Annotated in this window: 21 protein-coding genes; 13 read left to right on the plus strand and 8 right to left on the minus strand. The window is 69.3% G+C overall.

From position 1 onward, the window contains the following. Window positions 1-43: 43 nt before the first annotated feature. Genes tatC through AWC31_RS33425 form a run of 3 tightly spaced genes read left to right on the plus strand, consistent with a single transcriptional unit; the run spans window position 44 to window position 4,582 of the window. Window positions 44-991: a twin-arginine translocase subunit TatC gene (gene tatC / locus AWC31_RS33415; protein WP_067852875.1), complete on the plus strand. Its 948-nt coding sequence runs from the start codon at window positions 44-46 to the stop codon at window positions 989-991. After that, a complete protein-coding gene (locus AWC31_RS33420) occupies window positions 981-3,731 on the plus strand; it encodes a DEAD/DEAH box helicase (RefSeq protein WP_085149670.1) in 2,751 nt (916 codons plus the stop codon). Before tatC ends, AWC31_RS33420 begins: the two co-directional genes overlap by 11 nt. 41 nt (window positions 3,732-3,772) lie before the next feature. Then, window positions 3,773-4,582 carry a DUF4333 domain-containing protein gene (locus tag AWC31_RS33425; RefSeq protein WP_085149673.1) on the plus strand — a complete coding sequence of 270 codons (810 nt, stop codon included), beginning with the start codon at window positions 3,773-3,775 and terminating at the stop codon, window positions 4,580-4,582. 3 nt (window positions 4,583-4,585) lie between these two features. Here the strand turns inward: AWC31_RS33425 and AWC31_RS33430 are convergent, their stop codons facing one another. Continuing rightward, window positions 4,586-5,542: a 5'-3' exonuclease gene (locus AWC31_RS33430; protein WP_085149676.1), complete on the minus strand. Its 957-nt coding sequence runs from the start codon at window positions 5,540-5,542 to the stop codon at window positions 4,586-4,588. 119 nt (window positions 5,543-5,661) lie between these two features. On the opposite strand from AWC31_RS33430, the gene AWC31_RS33435 reads away from it, so the two are divergent. After that, entirely contained in the window at window positions 5,662-6,789 is a 1,128-nt protein-coding gene (locus AWC31_RS33435; protein WP_085149680.1) for a M24 family metallopeptidase, read from the plus strand. Between the two features lie 376 nt (window positions 6,790-7,165). Here AWC31_RS33435 and AWC31_RS33440 read toward each other — a convergent pair whose 3' ends face one another. Continuing rightward, a complete protein-coding gene (locus tag AWC31_RS33440; RefSeq protein ID WP_067852867.1) occupies window positions 7,166-7,579 on the minus strand; it encodes a F420-dependent biliverdin reductase in 414 nt (137 codons plus the stop codon). 35 nt (window positions 7,580-7,614) lie between these two features. Here AWC31_RS33440 and AWC31_RS33445 point away from each other — a divergent pair, with 35 nt between their 5' ends. Genes AWC31_RS33445 through AWC31_RS33460 form a run of 4 tightly spaced genes read left to right on the plus strand, consistent with a single transcriptional unit; the run spans window position 7,615 to window position 11,032 of the window. After that, window positions 7,615-8,373: a decaprenylphospho-beta-D-erythro-pentofuranosid-2-ulose 2-reductase gene (locus tag AWC31_RS33445; RefSeq protein WP_085149683.1), complete on the plus strand. Its 759-nt coding sequence runs from the start codon at window positions 7,615-7,617 to the stop codon at window positions 8,371-8,373. Continuing rightward, entirely contained in the window at window positions 8,370-9,548 is a 1,179-nt protein-coding gene (gene cbiE, locus AWC31_RS33450) for a precorrin-6y C5,15-methyltransferase (decarboxylating) subunit CbiE (RefSeq protein WP_085149686.1), read from the plus strand. The genes AWC31_RS33445 and cbiE overlap by 4 nt, the downstream gene beginning before the upstream one ends. After that, window positions 9,545-10,300: a precorrin-4 C(11)-methyltransferase gene (cobM, locus tag AWC31_RS33455; protein WP_085149689.1), complete on the plus strand. Its 756-nt coding sequence runs from the start codon at window positions 9,545-9,547 to the stop codon at window positions 10,298-10,300. Before cbiE ends, cobM begins: the two co-directional genes overlap by 4 nt. A gap of 6 nt (window positions 10,301-10,306) precedes the next feature. Beyond that, window positions 10,307-11,032 (plus strand): cobalt-precorrin-6A reductase, encoded by a 726-nt coding sequence (locus AWC31_RS33460; protein WP_085149692.1) that lies wholly within the window; start codon window positions 10,307-10,309, stop codon window positions 11,030-11,032. On the opposite strand, the gene AWC31_RS33465 is transcribed toward AWC31_RS33460, so the two are convergent. The 6 genes from AWC31_RS33465 to AWC31_RS33490 form a co-directional block, all read right to left on the minus strand. After that, a complete protein-coding gene (locus AWC31_RS33465) occupies window positions 11,016-12,080 on the minus strand; it encodes a phosphotransferase family protein (RefSeq protein WP_067852857.1) in 1,065 nt (354 codons plus the stop codon). The two genes, AWC31_RS33460 and AWC31_RS33465, sit on opposite strands and share 17 nt — an antisense overlap. Beyond that, complete coding sequence (locus tag AWC31_RS33470) at window positions 12,077-12,709, minus strand: TetR/AcrR family transcriptional regulator (RefSeq protein ID WP_067852854.1); 633 nt, start codon at window positions 12,707-12,709, stop codon at window positions 12,077-12,079. Before AWC31_RS33470 ends, AWC31_RS33465 begins: the two co-directional genes overlap by 4 nt. 75 nt (window positions 12,710-12,784) lie before the next feature. Next, a complete protein-coding gene (locus tag AWC31_RS33475; RefSeq protein ID WP_085149695.1) occupies window positions 12,785-14,281 on the minus strand; it encodes a precorrin-2 C(20)-methyltransferase in 1,497 nt (498 codons plus the stop codon). Beyond that, a complete protein-coding gene (locus AWC31_RS33480) occupies window positions 14,278-14,904 on the minus strand; it encodes a precorrin-8X methylmutase (RefSeq protein ID WP_085149698.1) in 627 nt (208 codons plus the stop codon). Before AWC31_RS33480 ends, AWC31_RS33475 begins: the two co-directional genes overlap by 4 nt. A gap of 9 nt (window positions 14,905-14,913) precedes the next feature. Then, window positions 14,914-16,032, minus strand: a complete 1,119-nt coding sequence (cobG, locus tag AWC31_RS33485; protein ID WP_085149700.1) for a precorrin-3B synthase — start codon at window positions 16,030-16,032, stop codon at window positions 14,914-14,916. Window positions 16,033-16,051: 19 nt separating this feature from the next. Further along, window positions 16,052-16,987 carry a TauD/TfdA dioxygenase family protein gene (locus tag AWC31_RS33490; RefSeq protein ID WP_085149702.1) on the minus strand — a complete coding sequence of 312 codons (936 nt, stop codon included), beginning with the start codon at window positions 16,985-16,987 and terminating at the stop codon, window positions 16,052-16,054. 82 nt (window positions 16,988-17,069) lie between these two features. Here AWC31_RS33490 and AWC31_RS33495 point away from each other — a divergent pair, with 82 nt between their 5' ends. Genes AWC31_RS33495 through AWC31_RS33515 form a run of 5 tightly spaced genes read left to right on the plus strand, consistent with a single transcriptional unit; the run spans window position 17,070 to window position 21,207 of the window. Continuing rightward, on the plus strand, window positions 17,070-17,999 hold the full coding sequence (locus AWC31_RS33495; protein WP_085149704.1) for a DUF4129 domain-containing protein: 930 nt from the start codon (window positions 17,070-17,072) through the stop codon (window positions 17,997-17,999). After that, window positions 17,996-18,487, plus strand: a complete 492-nt coding sequence (locus tag AWC31_RS33500; RefSeq protein WP_067852842.1) for a hypothetical protein — start codon at window positions 17,996-17,998, stop codon at window positions 18,485-18,487. Before AWC31_RS33495 ends, AWC31_RS33500 begins: the two co-directional genes overlap by 4 nt. Beyond that, window positions 18,484-19,467: an AAA family ATPase gene (locus AWC31_RS33505; protein WP_085149706.1), complete on the plus strand. Its 984-nt coding sequence runs from the start codon at window positions 18,484-18,486 to the stop codon at window positions 19,465-19,467. The genes AWC31_RS33500 and AWC31_RS33505 overlap by 4 nt, the downstream gene beginning before the upstream one ends. A gap of 7 nt (window positions 19,468-19,474) precedes the next feature. Further along, the gene (locus AWC31_RS33510) at window positions 19,475-20,728 is read left to right on the plus strand and encodes a DUF58 domain-containing protein (protein ID WP_085149708.1); all 1,254 of its coding nucleotides are present in this window, start codon (window positions 19,475-19,477) and stop codon (window positions 20,726-20,728) included. A gap of 2 nt (window positions 20,729-20,730) precedes the next feature. Beyond that, on the plus strand, window positions 20,731-21,207 hold the full coding sequence (locus AWC31_RS33515; RefSeq protein ID WP_067852970.1) for a hypothetical protein: 477 nt from the start codon (window positions 20,731-20,733) through the stop codon (window positions 21,205-21,207). The last annotated feature ends 300 nt before the right edge of the window (window positions 21,208-21,507 follow it).

Here is a 21,507-nt window from a genome sequence, read left to right on the forward strand (position 1 = left end):
GTCGTGAGGCTGCGTCTCCCACAGGCCTGGTGAAGCAAAGCACGTGCAGACCCCCGGTATCTTCAAGAAGTTCGATCCCCGCCATCGGCGTTCGCGGGTCAATCCCGACGGCACCATGTCGCTGGTCGACCACCTCCAGGAACTCCGCAATCGACTGCTGATCGCGGTTGCCGCGGTCGTCGTCACGACGATCTTCGGGTTCCTCTGGTACACCCACGGCATCTTCGGATTCCACAGCCTCGGCGAATGGCTGCGCGGCCCGTACTGCGCACTGCCCGCGTCGGCCCGGGCCAGCATCACGCCGGACGGGGAGTGTCGCCTACTGGCCACCGCGCCGTTCGACCAGTTCATGCTGCGCCTCAAGGTGGCCATGGCGGCCGGGGTGGTGTTGGCCTGCCCGGTGTGGCTCTACCAACTGTGGGCATTCATCACGCCCGGCCTGTACAAGAAAGAACGCCGGTTCGCCATGGTGTTCGTCGGCTTCGGCGCCGTGCTGTTCATCGCAGGCGCCGTGCTGGCCTACGTGGTGTTGGCCACCGCGCTGGGCTTCCTGCTGACGGTCGGCAGCGACGTCCAGGTCACCGCACTGTCCGGCGACAAGTACTTCGGGTTCCTGATCAACCTGCTGCTGGTGTTCGGCATCAGCTTCGAGTTCCCGCTGCTGATCATCATGCTCAACCTGGTCGGCATGCTGACCTACGAGCGGCTCAAGGCGTGGCGGCGCGGTCTGATCTTCGGCCTGTTCGTGTTCGCGGCGTTCGCGACGCCCGGCTCCGACCCGTTCACGATGCTCGCGTTGGCGTGCGCGCTCACCGTGCTGTTGGAGTTCGCCATCCAGGTGGCCCGGTTCAACGACAAACGCAAGGCTCGGCGCGAGGCCCTGGAAGTACCCGAGGACGAGGCGGCGCCGATCGGCGAAGCCGAGCCGATCGAGGCGCCGAGTCCGGTCTCCGCACCGTCTCGGCTCACGGTCGACGACGATGCCACCTGACGTGGATGTCGGGTCGCGTGGCGAACTGGGCCGGGAACTGGCTGCGTTCACCGCGCAGCTTCCGTTCGCACTCGACGGTTTTCAGCTGCGGGCCTGTCAGGCGCTGGAGAACGGGCACGGCGTCCTGGTGTGTGCGCCCACCGGCGCGGGCAAGACGGTCGTCGGCGAATTCGCCGTGCACCTGGCGCTGGCGGCCGGCCGCAAGTGCTTCTACACCACACCGATCAAGGCGCTGAGCAACCAGAAACACAATGATCTCGTCGCCCGTTACGGTGCGGAGAAGATCGGGCTGCTCACCGGTGACCAGTCCATCAACGGCGACGCCGACGTGGTCGTGATGACCACCGAAGTGCTGCGCAACATGCTGTACGCCAATTCACCCGCGCTGTACGGGCTTTCCCACGTGGTCATGGACGAGGTGCACTTCCTCGCCGACCGCATGCGGGGCGCGGTGTGGGAAGAGGTCATCCTGCATCTGCCCGAGGAAGTCCGGCTGGTGAGCCTGTCGGCCACGGTGAGCAACGCCGAGGAATTCGGTGGCTGGATCCAGACCGTGCGCGGCGACACCACGGTCGTCGTCGACGAGCACCGGCCGGTGCCGCTCTCGCAGCACATGCTGGTCGGCAAGCGGCTTTTCGATCTGTTCGAGGGCAGCGACAGCATGCTCGTCGACCCGAACCTGTTGCGCCACATCAGCCATCGCCGGGAAGCCGACCGGCTCGCCGATTGGCAGCCGCGTGGGCGCGGCCGCGCGCGGCCTCCGCAGCTCTATCGCCCGCCGGGCCGGCCGGATGTGATCGCCAGCCTCGACTCCGCGGGCCTGCTGCCCGCCATCACGTTCGTGTTCTCGCGCGCCGGATGCGACGCCGCGGTCAAACAGTGCCTGCGCTCGCCGCTGCGGCTGACAACCCAGGAAGAGAGGGCGGCGATCGCCGCGGTGATCGACCGCCGCTGCGCCGATCTCGCCGAATCCGATCTGATCGTGCTGGACTATCACCAATGGCGCGAAGGGCTGTTGCGTGGGCTCGCCGCCCATCATGCCGGCATGCTGCCCGTCTTCCGGCACACCGTCGAGGAATTGTTCACCGCCGGTCTGGTGAAGGCCGTGTTCGCCACGGAGACACTGGCATTGGGCATCAACATGCCGGCCCGCACGGTTGTGCTCGAGCGGCTGGTGAAGTTCAACGGCGAACAGCATGTGCCGTTGACACCGGGGGAGTACACGCAGCTCACCGGCCGGGCCGGCCGTCGCGGCATCGACGTGGAGGGCCACGCCGTCGTGCTGTGGCGACCCGACGACAGCACCGCCGAACCGGCCGAGGTCGCCGGCTTGGCCTCGACCCGCACGTTCCCGCTGCGCAGCTCGTTCGCGCCGAGCTACAACATGACGATCAACCTGGTGCAGCAGATGGGCCAGGAGCAGGCGCATGCACTGCTCGAGCGGTCGTTCGCGCAGTACCAGGCCGACCGATCCGTGGTCGGTCTCGTGCGGGGCATCAGCCGCGGTGAACGGATGCTCGACGAGATCACCGACGAACTCGGCGGTGAAGACGCGCCCATTCTCGACTACGCGAGGTTGCGCGCCAAGATCGGCGAACGTGAACGCGCCCAGTCGAGAGCCTCACGGCTGCAACGGCGTAAGGCCGCCAACGACGCGCTCGCCGACCTGCGCCGCGGCGACATCATCACCATCACGCACGGCCGCCGCGGCGGGCTGGCCGTCGTCCTCGAACCGGACCGCGACACTGACGACCCGCGACCGCTCGTACTGACCGAACACCGTTGGGCCGGGCGTATCTCGTCGGCCGATTACTCGGGTGCCTCGGCCCGGCTCGGCGCGATGACACTGCCCAAACGCGTCGAGCACCGTCAGCCCCGCGTGCGCCGCGATCTGGCGTCGGCCTTGCGGTCGGCGGCCGCCGGGCTGGACGTGCCGTCGAACAAATCGCGCCGCGGCGCACCAGAGCGCGACGTTGATCCGGAGCTTGCGGGTCTTCGCGAACAGTTGCGCCGCCATCCGGCCCACCACTTGCCCGACCGCGAGGACCTCGTGCGGGTGGCCGAGCGCTATCTGCGGATCGAACGTGACAACGCCCAGATCCAACAGAAAGTCGCGGCAGCGACGAACTCACTGGCCCGCACGTTCGACCGGATCGTGGCGCTGCTGAGCGAACGCGGCTTCATCGAAGCCGACGGCGGCGAGCAGCGCGTGACCGATGCGGGCCGGCTGCTCGCCCGCATCTACAGCGAGAGTGACCTCCTGGTGGCCGAGTGTCTGCGCAATGGTGCCTGGGATGGATTGCAGCCGGCCGAACTGGCAGGCGTGTTGTCGGCCGTGCTGTTCGAGGCGCGCGGCGATTCGCCCGGGGTGCCGCCGGGAGTCGACGCTCCGACAGCGGGATTGCGCCGCGCGCTGGTCGCGACCCGGCGGCTGTCGGCCGATCTACGCGCCGACGAGCAGCGCCACCGGATCGCTCCGAGCCGCGAACCCGACGAGGGGTTCGTCGCGGCGGTCTATCGCTGGGCCACGACGGGTGATCTGGCAACCGCACTCGCCGCTTCGGACGTGGCGGGTTCGGGCTCGCCGTTGCCCGCAGGCGATTTCGTGCGGTGGTGTCGTCAGGTGCTCGATCTGCTCGACCAGGTGCGCAACGCGGCGCCCACACCCGCGCTGCGCAATACCGCGAAACGCGCCATCAACGATGTTCGACGCGGCGTCGTGGCTGTTGATGCGGGGTAGTGTGTGGCAACGGTGATAGCGAACTCAGATCAAGGAGAATCATGAGCGGACCGCAGGGATCTGATCCCTCGCAGCCGTGGCCCGGTCAGCAACCGGAGCCCGGCAGGGATCAGCCGTCGGGCGGCGAGGCGTGGCAACCGCCGGCCGGGGGTTCCGATGACCCGACCACCCACACTCCCGCGTGGCAGCCGCCCGCATACACCCAGCAACCGCAGCAGCAGTACCCGCAGTACCAGCAGCCGTCGCAGCCGGGGTACGGCCAGCAGCCGCAGCAGCCGCAGTACCCGTCGACCGAGCAGTTCGGCCAGCAGCAGGGTTACCCCGGCCAGTACGGCCAGCCGGGTCAAGCCGGTCAGCCGGGACAGCCCGGCCAGTATGGTCAGCCGGGTCAGTACGGCCAACCGGGCCAGTACGGGCAGCAACCGCAATATGGACAGCCCGGCCAGCCCGGACAATTCGGCCAGCCCGGTCAGTTCGGCCAGTACACCCCGCCCGGCGCCGCCGACGGCTCCAAGCGGTCGCTCGGTGTCATCGGCGGAATCGTCGGCGGTCTGGTCGCATTGGTGATCATCGCCGTCGCGGTCACCGCGTTCTGGCTACCGGGCTGGGCGGTGACGACTCAGCTCGACATCAACAAGGCCCAGAGCGGTGTTCAGCAGATCCTGACCGACGAGACCAATGGGTATGGCGCCAAGAACGTCAAGGACGTCAAGTGCAACGACGGCGAGAACCCCACGGTGAAGAAGGGCGACACCTTCACGTGCGAGGTCAGCATCGACGGCACCAAGCGTCAGGTCACGGTGACGTTCCAGAACGACGACGGCACCTACGAGGTCGGCCGGCCGAAGTAGCCGTCAGCCGGGCAGTTGGTCAAGGGCCGTCTGCAGTCGACTGATCGAGGAGCTCACGCCGTACGCCGCGGCCAGCTCGGCGACCCGCCCCGGGTCGCCGGCGGCCAGCGGTAACGCGTCGGTCGGAGTCGACATTTTCACCGGCGCATCAGTGGCGACCCGCACCACCCGCTCGGCCGCCGCGATGTAATCCGCCGCGGCGAGCAATTTCGTCCGATGTGCTTTCGACAGACTGGATTTCGGGTCGTCGGCGGCCGCCTGGATGGCGCTCAGTGAGCCGAAGCGGGCCAGCAGCGAGGCTGCGGTCTTCTCGCCGATGCCTGCGACGCCGGGCAGCCCGTCGGACGGATCGCCGCGCAGCAGGGCCAGCTCCGCATATGCCGCGCCGGCGCGCTCGACCGGTACACCGTATTGCTCGGCCACTTCCGCGGGGCCGAACTTCACGGCCTTGGCGAGGCCCCGACCGATGTAGAGCACGCGGACCGGTGGCTTCGGTTCGTCACGCACGAGCTGCAGCAGGTCGCGGTCGCCGCTGACCACCACGACGGGATCACGCTGTTCGCGGCCGGCGAGCGTGCCGAGTACGTCGTCGGCCTCGAACCCCGTCGCGCCGGCCGTCGGGATACCGAACGCGTCCAGCAACTCCATGATCATGCCGACCTGGGGCGTGAGCTCGTCGGGAACTTCCTCGATGTCGGGCACACCGTCCGGCTCCGGCTCGGCCACCCGGTGAGCTTTGTAGGACGGGATCAGCTCGACCCGCCACTGCGGCCGCCAGTCGTCGTCGCGGCACACCACCAGTCGCGACGGCCGCTCCCGGCCGACCAGGGTGGCGATCGAGTCCAGGAAGCCGCGGACGGCGTTCACGGGCCGGCCGTCGGGCGCCTTGATCGACGACGGCACACCGAAGTACGAGCGGAACCACATGCTGGCGCCGTCGAGCAGCAGGACAGAACTCAATTGATCCTCCGGAACAGGTAGGAGGCCGCGGTGACGGCGTCGGGGTCGGCGGCGAGGTCGCGGATATCACGCAACATTCCAGCGACAGTAGCGGGTCGGCAGCGATTAGCCTCGATGCCATGACGATCAGCCGATTCAGTACAGACGTCTATGCCCAGCGGCTGCGGGCGGCCGCGGCCGCAGCCGCGGAGGCCGGCCTGGCCGGCCTGGTCATCACGCCCGGCTATGACCTGCGCTACCTGGTCGGCTCGCGCGCCCAGACGTTCGAACGGCTGACGGCTCTCGTGTTGCCCGCCGACGGCGCCCCCACCATCGTGGTGCCGCGCCTCGAGCTGGCCTCGCTCAAGGAATCGGCAGTCACCGAACTCGGTGTTGCAGTGGCTGATTGGGTTGACGGCGAGGACCCGTACCGGCTCGTGGTCAACGCGCTCGGAGGAGCGCCCGTCGCCGTCGCGGCGACCGATTCCATGCCCGCGCTGCACCTGCTACCGCTGGCCGAGATGCTCGGCGTCGTACCCGTACTCGCGACCGACGTGCTACGGCGGCTGCGCATGATCAAGGACTCCGCCGAAATCGACGCCCTGCGCAAGGCGGGCGCGGCGATCGACCGGGTACACGCCAGGGTGCCCGAGTTCCTGGTGCCGGGCCGCACCGAGGCCGACGTCGCCGCCGACATCGCCGAAGCGATTGTCGCCGAAGGACATTCGGAGGTCGCGTTCATCATCGTCGGGTCCGGTCCGCATGGCGCCGATCCGCACCACGAATGCTCGGACCGCGAGCTCAAGAAGGGGGACATCGTCGTCGTCGACATCGGTGGCCCCTACGAGCCCGGCTACAACTCCGACTGCACCCGCACCTACAGCATCGGTGAGCCCGACCCCGAGGTGGCGCGACGCTACGCGGTACTGCAGCGCGCTCAGGCGGCCGCGGTTTCCGCGGTACGGCCCGGGATCACCGCCGAGCAGGTCGACGCCGCGGCGCGCGACGTGCTTGCCGCGGAAGGTCTGGCCGATGCGTTCGTGCACCGCACCGGGCACGGCATCGGCCTGTCGGTGCACGAGGAGCCCTACATCGTGGCGGGCAACGACCTGCCGCTCGAGGCGGGCATGGCGTTCAGTGTCGAGCCCGGCGTGTACTTCCCGGGGCAGTGGGGTGCGCGTATCGAGGACATCGTCGTCGTGACCGAAGACGGGGCGCTGTCGGTCAACAACCAGCCGCACGATCTCGTCGTGGTGCCCGTGCGGTAGGTGTCCCGGCTGGGCGATCCGGCCGGGTGATCAGTGTGGTCGGTTCGCCCGCCTAGTAGCGACAATGTCGCTCAAATCGCCTCAGCGGTCTCAGCGGCATCAAAGGTCACAGTTGGCGTGGTCACATCTGTCTCGGAAAGGCCGCCCTGCCACATCGGTCTCAATGGTTGCGTGCCCGCACTGCGAGCGACAATGTCGCTCGTATGCGGGCAGCCGAAATCGCGTTACCAGTGAGAATGCTGAGGCAGAAGTGTCAGCAGTTACCTGCAGTGTGGGACTCTAGTGACACACGGTGTCGGTGGGACGTCGTCAGCGACATTGTCGCTCGTAGGCGGGCCGACCGGTAGGGCCCCGGTAGGCCGGGATTCAGGCAGGTTCAGGCCGGTCCGCGGTCGAGCAGTTCGGAGGAGCCCAGCACCCGTTCGATGCGGACCTCGATCACGACCCGTCGCGGATTCACTCGTGGGGTCCGGTAGCGCTGGGCGTAGCGCAGCTCGGCGTCGCGGACCGCGTCGGCATCGGTGCTCACGGTCGACTTGCCCTCCAACGACAGCCACCGGGCACCGTCGACCTGGCTGAGCACCGCGACGCCACGCTCGTGGGCGTTGACGGCTTTCTGCGACCCGCCCGTGGTGATGACCCGGGCGATGTGCGTTTTGGGATCGAAGGTGAACCCGACGGCCACGACGTGCGGGGAATTGTCCGAGCGCAGCGTGGTCAGCATCGCAAGATGGCGTTCGGTGAGAAACGCCAGCGCGTCGTTCGTGAGCCGGGTGGTTGCCTTCGCCATCGGTGTCCAAACTAGCGCAGGACATAATCGCTGCCATGAAAGACACGGCTGACACGGATCGTCGTGTCGTGGTTGTTTTCGGTGGCCGCAGTGAGATCGGCACCGAGCTCGCAGTTCGGCTGGCCTCGGGGGCCACCGTGGTGCTGGCCGCCCGAGGCGCCGACCGGCTCACCGAGCAGGTCGACGCGGTGCGCGCGGCGGGTGCGGCGGCCGTGCACACCTGCGAGTTCGATGCCGACGACGTCGCATCGCACCCGGGGCTCGTCGATGCGATCGAATCCGAGCACGGCCGGATCGACACCGCGGTTCTGGCGTTCGGAGTGTTGGGGGATCAGGCCCGCGCCGAGACCGACGCCGCGCACGCCGTCGCCGTCGTCCACACCGACTACGTCGCGCAGGTGAGTCTGCTGACGGTCCTCGCTCAGCGCATGCGCGCGGCGGGACGCGGCCGGCTCGTGGTGTTCTCCTCGATCGCCGGTGCGCGGGTGCGCCGCGCGAACTACGTCTACGGGTCGGCGAAGGCCGGACTCGACGGTTTCGCATGTGGCCTGTCGGACGCGCTGCATGGAACCGGCGTGCAATTGCTCATCGTGCGGCCCGGTTTCGTGATCGGGCGGATGACCGAAGGCATGGACCCGGCCCCGTTCTCCAGCACGCCGGCCCAGGTCGCCGATGCGGTCGCGAAGGCACTCGCCCGGGGCAAACGTGCGGTGTGGGTGCCGTGGGCGATCCGGCCGATGATCTTCGTGACGCGGTTTGTGCCGCAGATGATCTGGCGGAGGATGCCGCGATGATCATCGTGGTGGGCATCGGGGCCGACGGCATGACGGGGTTGTCGGCGGTCGCGCGCGCGGAGTTGGCCAGGGCCAAGGTGGTCTACGGCTCACGACGCCAGCTCGACCTGCTCGACGACACCGTGACGGCAGATCGCCGGGCCTGGCCGTCGCCGATGCTGCCCGCGCTGCGCACGCTTCTGGACGGCGCCGACCAAGACGTTCACGTGGTGGCCAGCGGCGATCCCATGTTGCACGGGATCGGCAGCGTGCTGATCCGGATGTACGGTCCGGACGCGGTCGCCGTGCTGCCGCACGTATCGAGCGTGACGCTGGCGTGCGCGCGGATGGGGTGGTCGGTGCAGGACACCGAGATCATCAGTCTGGTCACCGCCCAACCACATACCGCGGTGCGGCGCGGTGGGCAGGCCGTGGTGTTGTCGCGTGACAGCACAACGCCCGCCGCCCTCGCGAAGTTGTTGGCCGAGTCCGGCCGTGGCGACTCCGAGCTGACGGTGCTCGAACAGCTCGGCGGGCCAAGGGAACTGCGTCGTTCGGCTGCCGCGCGGGAGTGGGCGATGCGCCCGCCGCGTGGCGTCGACGCGCTCAACGTCATGGCCGTGCGCTATCTGCCCGACGACCGGATGCTGGCCACCCTGCCGGACGACGAGTTCGACCACGACGGGCAGATCACGAAACAGGCCATGCGTGCGGTCACCATGGCTGCGCTCGCCCCCCGGCCCGGCGAACTGCTGTGGGACGTCGGCGCGGGGTCGGGCAGCATCGCGATCGAGTGGTGCCGAAGCGGAGCGGGCTGTCGCGCGGTCGCATTCGAACGCGACGACGCGCGGCGTGACCGGATCACCCGCAACGCGGCCGCGTTCGGGGCCAGGGTCGAGGTGCGTGACGGGGCACCCGAGGCCTTCGACGGCGCGGACCAGCCTGCCGCGATCTTCATCGGCGGCGGCGTCACCCAGGCCGGCTTGGTCGACGCGTGTTACGAGCGGTTGCCCACCGCGGGCAGGCTCGTGGTCAACGCCGTCACGGTCGAGTCAGAAGCGCTTGTCGCACAGTGGTATTCGAAGGAAGGTGGCGAGTTGCGGCGGTATCAGCACTATCAGGGCGGCGCAGTCGGTGGATTCACCGCGTGGCGCCCGGCGCTGCCCGTCACGCAGTGGTCGGTGGTCAAGCGATGACGGTGTACTTCATCGGCGCCGGACCGGGTGCGGCCGATCTCATCACCGTGCGGGGCCAGCGGTTGCTCAGCAGCTGCCCGGTATGCCTCTACGCGGGGTCGATCATGCCCGCCGATCTGCTTGCCCTGTGCCCGGCCGACGCGAAGGTGGTGGACACCGGGCCGCTGAACCTCGACCAGATCGTCGACGAACTGGTCACGGCAGACCGGGCCGGTCTCGATGTCGCGCGCCTGCACTCCGGAGATCCGTCGATCTACAGCGCGCTGGCCGAACAATGCCGCAGGCTCGACGCACTGGGCATCGAGTACGAGATCGTGCCGGGCGTACCGGCTTTCGCGGCCGTCGCCGCGGTGCTCGGACGGGAGCTCACGGTTCCCGGTGTCGCGCAGACCGTCACGCTGAGCCGGGTCGCCACGTTGTCGACCGCGATGCCGGAGGGTGAGGACCTGCGCACGCTGTCGCGGCCAGGGGCGACGCTGGTGTTGCATCTGGCCGCCGCACAGATCGACGCCATCGTGCCGCAGCTCATCGATGGCGGGTACCGGCCCGAGACGCCCTGTGCCGTGGTGGCTTTCGCCAGCTGGCCCGAGGAAATCGTCCTGCGGGGCACCCTGGCCGACATCGCCGAGAAGATGCACGCCGCGCAGGTGACCCGCACGGCAGTGATCGTGATCGGTGACGTGCTCGCCGCCGAGGGCTTCACCGACAGCTATCTGTATTCGTCCGGCCGGCGCCGCGGCAGCAGGCACTGACCGACGATGAAGATCCTGCTGCTCGGTGGGACTGGGGAGGCGCGCGCGCTGGCAGCGGCGCTGCACCCCGACGTCGAGGTGATCAGCTCACTGGCCGGCCGCGTGCCCGACCCGGCGCTGCCGGTTGGCGAGGTGCGCATCGGTGGGTTCGGCGGGGTCGACGGGATGCGCCGTTGGCTCGTGGATTCCGCCGTCGACGGTGTGGTCGACGCGACGCATCCATTCGCCGCGACCATCACCGCGCATGCCGCACAGGTCTGCGCCGAATTGCGGCTACCGCATCTGGTCCTGGCCCGGCCGGCCTGGCCGCCCGGCGACGCGATCCTGGTGGGATCGGACACCGAGGCGGCGAAAGTGGTCACGCAACAGCGGTTTTCGCGGGTTTTCCTGACCACCGGGCGGTCGGGCACCACGGCCTTCCGCGACGTGGACGCGTGGTTTCTGATCAGAGCCGTCACGGAGCCGGACGCCGAAACGCTGCCGGCCCGCCATGAGCTACTGCTGTCGCGCGGCCCCTATCACTACGAGGGTGAGCTGGCGCTGTTGCGCGAACACGACATCGACGCGCTGGTGACCAAGAATAGCGGCGGCGACATGACCCAGCCGAAGCTGCGGGCCGCGGCCACGGCGGGGGTCGCGGTGGTGATGGTCGACCGCCCTCCGCTGCCCGAGGGCGTGCGATCCGTCGCCACGGTCGACGAAGCGCAGGCGTGGGTCAGAGCGCTGCGATGAGGTCGAGCGTGCCGAGTTCGCGGATCGCCTGACATCCACGCTCGGCCATCACGACCATCATGTCGTCACCGCGTTCGGTGGACGTCGCGAACGCACACCCCAACACGGTGATCAGCGGTGCCTGCAGCATGCCCAATCGGTAATCGCGCCAACAGGTCTCACGGTCGTATCCGGTGACGCCGTGGCGGCACAGCGTGCGGTGGTACTCGTCGACCAGATCGGCTTCGGCCGCCGCCCGGGTCTCGGGCAGCAAGCTGGTCGCGGTGAAATACGCCAGGTCGCGGGCCGGCAGCCCGGAGCCCAGCGTCTGCCAGTCCACCACCGAGATGCGGGTGCGGTCGGGGTCGAACAGCATGTTGTCGAGACGGTAATCGCCGTGCAGCACGGCGAACCGGTCGGGTTCGGCCAGCAGCCACGGGGTCACCACGGACATTGCCGCGCCCAAGGTTTCGCGATTCTCGGCGCTCATGCGATCACCGAGTTTGTCGAGGGTGATGTCGGCGGCCATCTTGGCGACGTCGCCGAAGCCCTTCGCCGAATCCGGTTCGGGCTTGGGCATGGCGATACCGGGGAAGTTCGCCCATCGCGCATCGCACCATGTCGGCCCGTGCAGGTCGGCCAGCGCCCGAACGGCAAGCGCGGCCTCGTCGCGGGTGCAGCCGGCGATCTGGTCGCCCTGGACCGCAGGCGCCATATCGGCCAGCAGCAGCACGAAGTCGGCTCCCTCACCGGCGATCTCGCAGTGATGGCAGTGCGGCACCGGAATCTGCACGTGGTCGGCGACATTGGTGTAGAACGCGTGCTCGGAGCGGTAGCCGATGACGACGCGGTCGCGCACGGTGTCGTCCTGCGACGGGAGCTTGATCGCGAACGTCGCGGGCAGATCCGTCGGGCCCGGGTAGGTGACCGACACCCGGTACGTCGCACCGGTCTGGCCGGTGCCGATCGGTGCCGTCGCCACCGAACTGACCTCGACTCCGAGGACCGTCGACAGCCACGATGAGGTGACCTCGGCCGGCCTGCTGGGGATCGACACCGCCGCGGTCACCGCACCACTCCGTAGATCGTGCCCATCCACATCGCCTCCGCACCTTCCAGCAGTTGACGGCGGGTCAGCGGCCCGCCGATGATGAGCCGCTCCACCAGCCGGTCGTTGAACTCCATCAGCAGACTCGCGAGAACGTGTGCGTCCGCCCCGTCCGGCGCGCGGCCGCTCGCGCGCTCGGCGGCGATCACCGCGGCGACCGTCGGCACGAACGATTCGCGAGCCTGATCCCACATGTCTCGCACCGCCGCGCTGACCCCGCGGGCCTCCAGCATGGCCTGGAACAGGTAGCGGTGGTCTTCGGCCGTCCGGAGTACCGCGTCAAGCGTGTCGTGTATCCGTGCGCGCGGCGGCGCGGTGGTGTCGGCCAGGATGTTGTTCGCGGCGAGCAGCGCGTCGTGCATCGGCTCGAGCAGCGCGGCGACCGCGGCCGCCTTGTTCTCGAAATAGAAGTAGAAGGCTGATCGGCCGACTCCGGCCTGCCGCGCGACTTCGGCGATGTTGAGCGCGTCGAAGCCGGTCTGCATCAGGTGCTCGTCGAGCGCCTCGAGGATCGCGGTGCGGCGCTGATCGCTGCGCTGGGGTTGTCGACGATCGATCGGCGAACGTACCGATGCGCCCTGCTGTGCCACGCGTCTCCCATCGAACAGGTGTGACGCCGGACACTAATCGGGATTCTGACAGCAGTCAATAAAAATCGACGACAGTCAGTCCGGGTAGTTGCGCGGCGTGAAGACACGTTCTTCGGTCTTGCCGTCGGCCGTGTCGCTGTACCACTGCGTCTGCGACGACCCGATGATCAGCAGGCAGCGCATGTCGACCTCGGCCGGGTCCAGTTCGGCGAGCCGGACCACGCGGACACTCTCGCCGGGGCCGGGCCGCGCGCCCGAAACGCTCCGACCGATGATCACGGGCGTGCTCGGATCGCGATAGGTCAGCAACAGGTCACGCATCGCGCCGACCTGCCACGTGCGCGTCTTCGACGCCGGGTTGTAGATGGCCAGCACCAGGTCGGCCTTGGCGGCGGCGGTCAGTCGCTCGACGATCACGTCCCACGGCTTGAGGCGGTCGGACAACGAGATCACCGCGTAGTCGTGGCCCAGCGGCGCGCCGGCGCGGCTCGCCACGGCTTGCGCCGCGGTCATCGCCGGGATCACGCGCACCTCGACGCCCGGCCACTGTTTGGCCTCCTCGAGCACCGCGGTGGCCATGGCGAACACACCCGGATCGCCGGACGACACGACCGCGACCGCGCGACCCTGCTGAGCCAGCGTGCACGCGAGCCGCGCCCGCTCGGGCTCGTCGGTGTTGTCACTGGGGTGGTGGCGCTGCCCCGGCCGGATGCCCACCCGGTCCAGGTAGGGGCCGTAGCCGATCAGGTCCGTCGCGGCCGCGAGCTCGCGCCGGCTCTGCGGCGTCATCCAGTCGTAGTCACCGGGTCCGAGCCCGACGACCACCACGCTGCCCTCGCTCGCGGGGCGGCGCTCACCGCCCGGGATCATCGCGAGCGAGAAGTACGGCACCTTCGCGGCGTCGACCTCGCCCGCGGGTGCCACCAGCTCGCGCGGTGTGCTGGCCCGCTCGACGTAGTAGGCCTCGTCGAGCCGGCCCGTCGTCGAAAGCGCTTCGCGCACCTTGGTATAGGAGCGGCCGAGCTTGAGCACCACGGCCGCGTCGGTGTCGGCCAGCCGCCGTGTGAGCTCGTCCTCCGGAAGGGTGCCGGGCAGGATGGTCAGCACGTCATCGCCTTGCACGAGCGGCGTGCCGGTAGCGGCGGACGCGGCGCTGACCGATGTCACGCCGGGCACGATCACGGCGTCGAATCGCTGTGTCAGCCGGGTGTGCATGTGCATGTACGAGCTGTAGAACAGCGGGTCGCCCTCGGCCAGCAACGCGACGTCGCGTCCGGCTTCGAGGTGTTCGGCGATCCGTTCGGCGGCCTCGGTGTAGAAATCCTCCATGGCCCCGGCATAGCCGCCGGGATGGTCGGTGGTCTCGGTGGTGACGGGGTAGACGAGGTGCTCCTCGAGCTGCCCGGGCCGCAGATAGCGTTCGGCGATGCTCCTGGCGATGCTGTGGCCGTGGCGGGCACTGTGGTAGGCCACGACATCGGCCTCGCCGATCAGCCGGGCGGCCTTGACCGTCACCAGTTCCGGATCGCCAGGTCCCAGGCCGACGCCGTACAGCACTCCTCTTGAGGTCATTCCCGCTCACTCGCAATCGCATTGACGGCGGCCGCGGCCATGGCGCTGCCACCGCGCCTGCCGGTGACCACCAGGTAGGACATCCCACGGGGCCGGTCGATCAGCTCCTGCTTGGACTGCGCCGACCCGACGAAGCCGACCGGTCCGCCGAGCACCGCCGCAGGCGTCGGCGCGCCGTCGTCGAGCAGTTCGAGCAGCCGGAACAGGGCCGTCGGAGCGTTGCCGATCGCGAGCACCGCGCCGTCGAGCCGGTCGGCCCACAGATCGACCGCGGCCGCCGACCGGGTGCTGCCGAGCCGCGCGGCGAGCTCGGGTGCGCGGCTGTCGGCCACGAGCGAGACCACCTCGTTGTCGGCGGGCAGCCGCGACCTGGTGATACCGGCCGCCACCATCGAGGAATCGCACAGGATCGGGGCGCCCGCGGCGAGCGCGGCATGCGTCCTGACCACGACGTCGTCGGTATAGGCGACGTGCTCGGTGACGTCGACCTGGCCGCAGGTGTGGATCAGCCGTACCACCACGCGCGACACGTCGGCGGGGAATCGCGACAGCTCCGCCTCGTCGCGGATCGTCGCGAACGACTGCCGGTAGATCTCGGCGGCATCGCGGATGTAGTCGAGCACCCGCTAACCCTACGGGGGCGGTTGACGCAGTCGGTATCCGTCCTCGGTGGCGATGAGGACCTCGCCGACGGGTGGGCTGCCGCAGGCCCGGTCGCAGCCGACGAAGTGCCGGTGTGTCGGTGAAGGGGTGGCCGCGGCCTTGGCCGCGTCCGACCGCACGTCGGCGGCCGACTTCGCGCAACCCGGGCTGCCGGTGCAGGCGCTGACGTCCAGCCACGGCGAGTTCTCGTCGAACACGAGCCCCATCGGGGCCAGCACCCGCAACGCGACGTCGGCGGTGCCCTCGTCCAGGTCGAACACCAGAACCGAACGCCACGGGGTGATGGCCATGGGCGCCTCGATGGCCGCCAGGAACTGCGCCTCGCGCGCGCCGAGCACGCCGAGGGGTAGTCCGGCGCCCAGTGCGATCCTGCCGTCGTGCTGTTCGATCCAGCCGACCGGCGGCTTGACGGTCGGCGGCCACCGGGTGCCGGCGGGCGCACTGGCGGTCAAGCCCGCGAGCAACTCCGATGTGTCATCGAGTTCGGTTGTCCGCCAGGCTTTCCCGCGCGTCGTGACGAAGCGCCGGGCCACGTCGACCAGTGTCGGTACGACGTCGGCGACGGCCAGCCGTACCCCGGTGTCGGTGCCGGCGAGCAACAGGGCGGCGGTGTCGCCGTCGAGCACGTGCGCGCCGACATCGGCACCCGATCCGGACACGTCACCGCGACCGTCGTCGAGGCTGAACCAGAACCGGCCGGGCAGCTCGGCGAGCGCCGGTTCGGCCTGGATGGCGAGGTCGAGCCCGGCGGCCAGGCCCCTGACGTCGGCGAGGCCGCCGGAGCGGCCCGACAGCGGTGAGGCCACGATGTTGCGCACCCGCTCATGGGTCGGTGACGGCAACAACCCGGCCTCGGCCAGCGCGCCGGCGACGGCGGCGGTGTCGGTGAGGCCCCGAAGCTGGATGTTGCCGCGCGACGTGAGTTCCATTGCAGGGGAGCCGTACTCGGTGGCCACCTCGGCGAGTGTCGCGAGTTGGGCCGAGGTGATCGCGCCGCCGGCCAGCCGGATACGCACCAGGGCGCCATCGGCGGCCTGATGCACGGTCAGCGCGCCGGGGCAGGCGTCGTGGTCACGGGTCCGAGCCATACCGGACCCATTCTAAGGATCAGCCGGCGAGTGCGACCGGGGCGACCACGTTCGAGTACGCCGACGCGTCGCCGCTGACGACGCGGCTGCGCTCGCCGTGGATGTCGACCGGCACGTCGCCGGCGAGCGTGACGCGGTTGAGCCTGCGGTACTGGTCGTCGTAGTCGGCCACCGCGTAGTGCTGGGTCGCGCGGTTGTCCCAGATCGCGAGATCGCCCGGCCGCCAGCTCCACCGAACCGTGTTCTCCAGCTTGGTGATCCGGTCCTGCAACAAGCGGAACAGCGCCGCCGACTCGGTCGAACCGAGCCCGACGAACTTCTTCACGAAGTGGCCGAGCAGCAGGACACGCCTGCCGGATTCCGGATGCACGCGCACCACGGGATGCTCGGTCTCGTAATAGTCGGAGACGAACTGGTCGCGATATGCGCGCTCGGTCTCACTGGGATTGTCGCCGTGCGGCGACGGGAACTGGGCGGCGTAGTCGTACAGGTTGGTGTGGGTGGCCCACAGATTCTCGACCAGCGCCCGCAGCGGTGCGGGCAGCTGATCGTAGGCCGCCTCGGTCGAGGCCCACGTCGTGGTGCCGCCGTAGTCCGGCAGCGCCACCGCACGCAGGAGGGACGCCTTGGGGATCCGGTCGACGAACGTGACGTCGGTGTGCCAGCTGTTGGCCTTGTCGTAGCGGGAGTCGATCGGAAGCACCTGCTCTCCGCGCGACAGCGTGGGATGTGCGGTGGTGGGCGTGCCGAGAAGGTGCGCGAACGCGAGCTGCCCGTCGTCGTCGAGGTGGTGCTGATCGGGGAAGAACAGCACCTTGTGCTCGAGCAGCGCGGCATTGACGGCGTCGACGGTAGAGGCGTCCAGATCGCCGCCGAGGCGCACACCCTCGACGCGGGCGCCGATGTGCGCACCGAGTTTGGTGATGGTCAGGCTGGTTGCGCGGGTTTCACTCACTCGATCATTGCGTCATCCGCGCGCGGCCGGGTAAAGCATTTCGCTGGCCACGATCGAAAACCGTGCGACGATTGTCCAGGCAATGCCCGGCATCGATAAGGCGGCAGGGCGCGTGGCCACAGTGCTCGCGCTTGTGGTCGTGGCTGCCATCGCGTTGCGCGGTTATGTGCCGGGCGGGCAGCGTGCGCCCGCCGAGGCCCGGACCGATTCGCCGGCCGGGCTCGTGGCGTTGATCGCCCTGCTGGCGGTCGCGCTCGCCGGGTTCGCGTTCGCCGTGATCGCCGCACCCCGCAAACTCGACCGCCCGGTCGGTGATGAGGGCTTCGGACGCCTGGAATTGCGCGGGCTGCAGGTCCGGCTGCGCTGGCGGTGGGCGCTTGTCGCGTTGGCGGCGCTGTTGTGGTGGCTGCTGGTGCTCATACTGATCACCCGCCTGGCCGAACCCGATGAGCCGGCGCCGTCGTCGTCACCGCCGGCTTCTGCGCCGCCGGGGTCGCCCCCGCAGCAACCGCCCGACCCCGTCGGCGGCGGGGACAGCGCGCTGAGGTATCTGGCTGTGACGTCGGTGATCCTGTTGCTGATCGTGGCGTTCGGCACCGTCGTGCAGGCCAGACGGCGTGCGCGCCCGGCGACCTGGTTCGACGACGGCGAGCACATCGCGTCACCGCCGAGCCCTGGCGGACCCGAAACTCTCGCGCGCGCAGCCGAACTCGGCCTGGCCGAGATCGCAGATCTCAGCCGCGACCCGCGCACCGCGATCATCGCGTGCTACGCCGCGATGGAGCACGGGTTGGCGCAGGCACCGGGTGCGGTACCGCAGGATTCCGACACCCCGTCGGAGGTGCTGGCGCGCGCGGTCAGCCATCACGCGTTGTCCGCCGACAGCGCAACCGAACTCGTCGAGTTGTTCACCGAGGCCAGGTTCAGCCCGCACGTGATGACCGAGGCCCACCGCGACGCCGCGGTGGCGGCGCTGCACCGGGTACTCGCCGATTTACGGAGCCTGGCGTGAAAAGAACTGTGGTGGCGGGCTTTCTGCTGGTGATCCTGGTCGAGGCCTGGTCGGTTGCGCTACCCGATCGGAGCCTGGTGGGCTGGGCGGCCGGTGCGGCACTGGCGATCCTGTTGCTCGCGATGCGCTGGTCGCTGCGCTCCGACGACGAGGCAGACGATCGATGGTCGTCCTCCGACGATGCCGCCGAGTTGCTCGCGCAGTGGCGGGCCGAGACCGAGACGTTGATCCGGCGGGCCGATTCCACGCGGCTGCAATGGGACCGGCATCTGCGGCCGCGATTGGCCAGGGAGTTCGCCGCGGCCACCGGGCACCGCCAGGCCGGCGATCCCGCGGCGTTCCACGCGACCGGCCGGATGCTGTTCGGAGAACAGTTGTGGCAGTGGGTGGATCCGAACAACGTCGCCACCTCGGCAGGCCGCGCCGACGAACCCGGTCCGGGGCGCGCGGTTCTCGGCGAGATCCTCGAACGATTGGAGCGGCTATGACCGGCCCGGTGCCCGTATCCGCGCAGGAGTCGGCGGCTGCGACCGCACATGCCGTGCTCGACGAAATCGAACGTGTCGTGGTGGGCAAGCGCGAGGCACTGACGCTGATCCTCACCGCGCTGCTGGCACGCGGGCACGTGCTCATCGAAGATCTTCCCGGGCTGGGCAAGACACTCATCGCCAGGTCGTTCGCCGCCGCGCTCGGGCTCAAGTTCACGCGCGTGCAGTTCACCCCGGATCTGTTGCCCGCGGATCTGCTCGGCTCGACGGTCTACGACATGCAGTCCGGCCGTTTCGAATTCCGGCCGGGCCCGATCTTCACCAACCTGCTGATGGCCGACGAGATCAACCGGACGCCGCCCAAGACCCAGGCCGCGCTCCTGGAGGCGATGGCCGAGGGGCAGGTCAGCATCGACGGCCAAACACACCGACTGCCAGCCCCTTTCATCGTGCTGGCCACGGACAACCCGATCGAGTACGAAGGCACCTATCCGTTGCCGGAGGCCCAGCTCGACCGGTTCTCGATACGCCTTGAGCTCAAATATCTCTCGACCGCCGACGAGACCGCGATGCTGCGGCGCCGGCTTGACCGCGGGTCGGCCGAGGTCGACGTGCACCAGGTGATCGACGGGCCGCAGTTCCTCGGGATGCGCGAAGCGGTGGAACAGGTGAGCGTGCACGACGACGTACTGCACTACGTCGTGGCCCTGGCCGCGGCGAGCCGGCATCATCCGCAGGTCGCGGTCGGTGCCAGTCCGCGTGCCGAACTCGACCTCGTCCAGTTGGCGCGGGCCCGCGCGTTGCTGCTCGGCCGCGACTACGTCATCCCCGAAGACGTCAAGACGCTCGCGGTCCCGGCGATCGCACACCGCATCAGCCTGCGCCCGGAGATGTGGGTGCGCAGCATCCACGGCTCGGACGTGATGAACGAACTACTGCGCAGGCTTCCGGTGCCTCGTACCCATCCCGGGCCGGCCTGATCCGGCCATGCCCGAGATCCGTCGCGTGGAAGCCGAACCGCACTGGCGCGCGGCACCGCTGACCAAGGCCATCGCCACCGCGTCCGCGTTGGTGCTGGTGGCCGCGGTAGCCGGATCACGTTGGCAGTTGGTGGTTTTCGCGGCTCCGCTGCTCGGCGTGCTGTGTTCGGTCCACTGGCAGCGGCCGGCGGGCCGGGTCGAGGTGCGCGGCGAGCCTGCCGCAGTGCGGTGTTTCGAGAACGAGACTGTCCCGGTGTCGGTGCGCGTCGCGGCTGCTCCCGGTACCGGTTGTGTGCTCACGGTCCAGCCGAGCCGGGGCATGACTGTCGACGTCGGTGCGGCGACGAGTGACCGAGCCACGGTTGCGGCCGGGGCGACGCGGTGGGGCCGATATCCGGTGCGGGCACGTGTCGAGGTGATCCCGCCCGGCGGGCTGATGGTCGGGGAAGCGACCGTCGAGGCCGCCGAGTTGTACGTGTTCCCGCTTGCCGCGCCGCAGGGCACCCCGATCCCGCGCGCTGAACTGCCCGATCGGCTCGGCACCCACCTGACCCGGCACACCGGGCCCGGCGTCGAGTACGCCGACGTGCGGCCCTATGTGCCGGGTGACCATCTGCGCACCGTCAACTGGCCCGTGAGCGCGCGGCGGGGACGGTTGCATGTCACCGAACGGCTCACCGACCGCGGGGCCGACGTCGTCGTGCTGATCGACACGCACGACCAGGCGCCCGGACCGGCAACGCAGGCCACCGAACGTACGGCCCGCGGCGCGGCCCAGGTGGTGCAGAGCGCGCTGCGCAACGGCGATCGCGCGGGAATCGTCGCGCTGGGCGGTCGCCGGCCGCGCTGGCTCGGCCTCGACATCGGGCGCAGGCAGTTCTACCGCGTGCTCGACGCCGTGCTCGGCGTCGGCAGCGGGTTCGAAACCACGACCGGCACATTGGCCCCGCGCGCGGCCGTGCCACCCGGTGCGATCGTCGTGGCCTTCTCGACGCTGCTGAGCACCGAATTCGCGCTGGCATTGATCGAACTGTCCAAGCGCGGCCACCACGTCGTCGCCGTCGACGTGCTGGAGGGGGCGCCGTTCGACGGCGAACTGGATCCGCTGATCGCGCGGATGTGGGCGCTGCAGCGGTCGGCGATGTACCGCGACATGAGCACGATCGGCGTCGACGTCGTGCACTGGCGAAGCGACGGCCCGTTGCAGGACGCGATGCGCCTGATACCCGACCGGCACCGGCACGTGCACCGGCGGTTGTGACGATGTCGGCGCAACCGGCCCCGCGTGCGTTCTCGACGGTGTTCGGGTTGCTCATGGCTGCCGCCACGGCGGCTCCGGCGGACGGTCCGGCGTTGGTGGCAGCGGCGCTCGCCGCCGTGGGCGTTCTTGTCGCACTGCTGCTGCGGCCCGTCGCGACGGCTGCTGTCGTCGCAGCCGCGTCCGCACTCGCGCTGTCCGAACCCGAGCCGGTGTTCGCGGCCCTCGCGGGTCTTTCGGCAGTGGCGTATCTCGTGATCAGGTACGCGGTCGGCACCCCGGAGGTGGTGACGACGACGCGCCCCACGATGCTCACCGCCATCGGATTCACCGTGCTGGCGCTGGCGGCTGCCGCGTTGCCTGTGACGGTGCCGTGGGTGCCGTTGCTCGCCCCACTGGTGGCGGGTGTCGTGTACCTGCTGGCGCTGCGCCCGTTCATCGGTGAGCAGCGCTGGACCGCGGCCAACTACCGTCAGATGTGACATCCGTCACAGAACTGGAAAGCTGTTCCGTCCCTTACAGATCGACGATTTTCGGCGGCTTTGGGCGTACGTTTGCGGCAAGTACCCGGGACCACCGGTACCGCAAGTTGAAACCGGTTCTAGAAAGGAGCGACCATGCTTGCCTTTGGCGTCTTCGTCGCGTTCGTACTGGTGCTCGTGGCCGCCACGGGCCGGCCGTACCGGCAGTCGTGGCACGACCGCTTCGGCGAAATCCAGCGCTGACACCGGCGCGTACCGCACCGACTGCACCACTGCCGCAGCCGGTGCGGTACGAATGGT

Origin of the sequence: Mycolicibacterium wolinskyi (genome assembly GCF_002101965.1) — a bacterium.
GTDB lineage: Bacteria > Actinomycetota > Actinomycetes > Mycobacteriales > Mycobacteriaceae > Mycobacterium > Mycobacterium wolinskyi.